This is a genomic window from Nocardia sp. JMUB6875, from assembly GCF_041154655.1.
GTDB lineage: Bacteria > Actinomycetota > Actinomycetes > Mycobacteriales > Mycobacteriaceae > Nocardia.
Genome location: NZ_BAAFGR010000357.1, coordinates 1 through 2,548, shown reverse-complemented (window position 1 = coordinate 2,548; position 2,548 = coordinate 1). Strand labels below are relative to the sequence as shown.

Annotated in this window: 3 protein-coding genes and 1 pseudogene; 1 reads left to right on the top strand and 3 read right to left on the bottom strand. The window is 66.2% G+C overall.

What is annotated here, in order from left to right:
- The coding region (locus ACAM49_RS39750) for a DUF1990 family protein (RefSeq protein ID WP_369640676.1) at positions 1-338 on the top strand (338 nt) is incomplete at its 5' end.
- Positions 339-345: 7 nt separating this feature from the next.
- Here ACAM49_RS39750 and ACAM49_RS39745 read toward each other — a convergent pair.
- From ACAM49_RS39745 to recX, 3 genes and pseudogenes are all read right to left on the bottom strand, one after another.
- On the bottom strand, positions 346-768 hold the full coding sequence (locus ACAM49_RS39745; protein ID WP_369640675.1) for a pyridoxamine 5'-phosphate oxidase family protein: 423 nt from the start codon (positions 766-768) through the stop codon (positions 346-348).
- A 29-nt stretch (positions 769-797) separates the two neighbouring features.
- A complete protein-coding gene (locus tag ACAM49_RS39740) occupies positions 798-1,457 on the bottom strand; it encodes a hypothetical protein (RefSeq protein WP_369640674.1) in 660 nt (219 codons plus the stop codon).
- A 624-nt stretch (positions 1,458-2,081) separates the two neighbouring features.
- Positions 2,082-2,537, bottom strand: a pseudogene (gene recX / locus ACAM49_RS39735) (recombination regulator RecX); the annotation flags it as partial.
- Between the last annotated feature and the right edge of the window lie 11 nt (positions 2,538-2,548).

The window sequence follows — 2,548 nt, the reverse complement described above, 5'->3', positions numbered from 1 at the left end:
TCACCCCGCTCGACACCCCCGCCCTCCGAGTCACCCCCGGCGCGAACTTCCGAATCACCGCCGCCCTGGGCCCGCTCGCGATCCACGAACCGGTCCGCATCGTCACCGTCGTCGACACCCCCGACCGCGCCGCCTTCTCCTACGGCACCCTCCCCGGCCATCCCGTCTCCGGCGAAGAGGCCTTCATCCTCCACCGCGCCGCCGACGACTCGATCCAGCTGACCCTGCGCTCCCTCACGCGCCCCGCCCCGAACGGTCTTTGGCGCACCGCCTTTCCGTTACTCCTGGTGGCACAGCGCTTCTACCGCCGCCGCTACCTCAGAGCCCTGGCGGGCTGAGCGGTGATCAAATGGTGCCCATGTCAGCGGAGAGCCACTGCTCGGGGCGCATGTAGACGACCACCTGGTCGCCCAGGGTCTCCGCGTATTTCAGGTACGGGTCCACCTTGTCGGCCGGGAGATACCGCGCTGCCATCTCCCGCAACATCCCGTCCTTCATCGGTTCGATCCGGGTGATCGGGCCTTCGGCGGTGACGTACCGCACCGTCGGCGTCAAAACCTGCGCCATGATGCTGAACCGCCCCGCAGCCTCCAACGCCCGAACCTTCCGCGACCCGGCGCTGGTCACCACCCAAAGCTCACCTCCAGGCGAATACTGATACCAGATCGGCACATTCAGCGGCGCCCGATCCGGACTCACAGCCACAGCCATCGCACCAATATGCGGCTGAGCCAGAAACTCCTGTCGTTCCTCCAATGTCAATGCCATGCCCTCCACGGTACGTGGAGGCACCGACATCAGACCGTTTCGAACACCGAAGTGAGGTCGTAGGCGAAAGCGAAGGCGTCACCGGATTCCGGATCGTCATGCTGTTGCTCGAATGCGCGCAACAACCTGTCCCGCACCGATTTCCGTCCTATCCAGGTCCGGATTTCCGGTTCGGTTCGGCGAGATGTGAGGGCGCTGTTCACGAACTCGGCGAGGTGGCGGTCCGCCGCCGCACCGGTCGTCACGTCCCATGCGGCCAGGAACCGGTCGGGAGGTATGTCAGCGGCGGCGACGGCCCGCAGGAATTCGGCGCAGTCGGCGAACGCGCCGGCCCGGGAGGGGAATTCGGACAGCAGCAGCAGCCATGCTTGGTCGAGGAAGGTTTCGATGGCCGACCGTTCGACGGGCGGCCAGGATTCCCATTTCTGCTGCGCCAGCTTGCTCAACACGATGCCGGGATCGAGCTCGTCCGTCGTGATGAGCCGCTCGAACAGCACGGGCAACAGCGCCTTGACGTCGGTGCCATCACCGACGGTATTGCCGAGCTTGATGCTCAACCAGAAAAGGTCGACCTCCTCGATCCTGACCGGCGGGCCGCAATGCGGGCACCGCTCGAGCACCGGACGACGAGGATAGCTCGCAAAGGCCTGCGCGATATCACGCAAGGCCGCCACAATCCCCTCGTTCATGCCCCGATTCTGTCAGTCGGAATCCGACAGGGCATCCGATAATTCGGCCTTCACCACCGTGTAAGCGATCGATTGGCTGATGCCTCGGCGGGCGAGCATGCCGACGAGACGGCGAATTGCCTTCTCGCGCTCCAGCCCGGCGGGGATCTTGCGCAGGTTGGCTCGGGCCAGCTCTGTCGCACGGGTGTGCTCGTCATCGGCTGGTTCGGACAGCTCGTCGAAGGCTGATTCCGCAGAGTTCGACGCGTCCGAGTTCGATTCATCGGAATCAGCTGCGCGAGAGCCTGTCTTGCGCCCCGAGGCGGCGAGTCGCGAAGTGCGTGGCGGCGGAGTGTCGTGCGAGTTGTTGCCACCGTGTGCCTCGGCAAGCGCCGCCGCGACCACGCGATAGGCCGTGGCGGAGTCGTATCCGCGGCGCGCCAGCAGGCCGACCAGGCGGCGGGTGGCGGCAGCACGGTCCAGGTTCGGAGAGAGGGTCCGGAGTTTGGTGCGGATAAGCGCGGTGGCGGTATCGAAATCGGTGGTCGCGGAATCGGCACTGTCGGCGGCCGAATCGGCACTATCGCTTGGGGTAGAGGACTCGGGGGCGAGCGACCGTTCCTCGGCGCGCCGTTCCGCGAGCGCGGCGAGCTCGCTCGTCACCACGGAGTAGGCGGTGCCCGGCGTGTAGCCGCGCCGGGCCAGCATCGCGACCAGTCGGCTGATTGCCTTGTCGCGCTCCATATCCGAGGGCAGTGTGACCAGCTTCCGCCGCACCAACTCACCGGCTCGAGCATTCTCATCCTCGGCGGTTACCGACTCCAGCGCCGGTTCGGCATGTTCCGGCGCGATCCCCTTCCGCCGCAACTCCTCGGCGAGGACCTTCTTCCCCTTGCCCGAGTACGTATGCCGCGAATACACCCACTGCTGCGCAAACGCCGCATCATCGACCAGCCCCACCTCGGTCAGCCGATCCAGCACCCGCGTAACCACGCCCGCACTGAACCCCTTCTCCCCCAACCGATCCGCCAACTCCGCCCGACTCCGAGCCCGATCGGTCAACAACCGCAAACAAACATCCTTGGCCTGCGCCTCGGTCACCCCACCGGCAG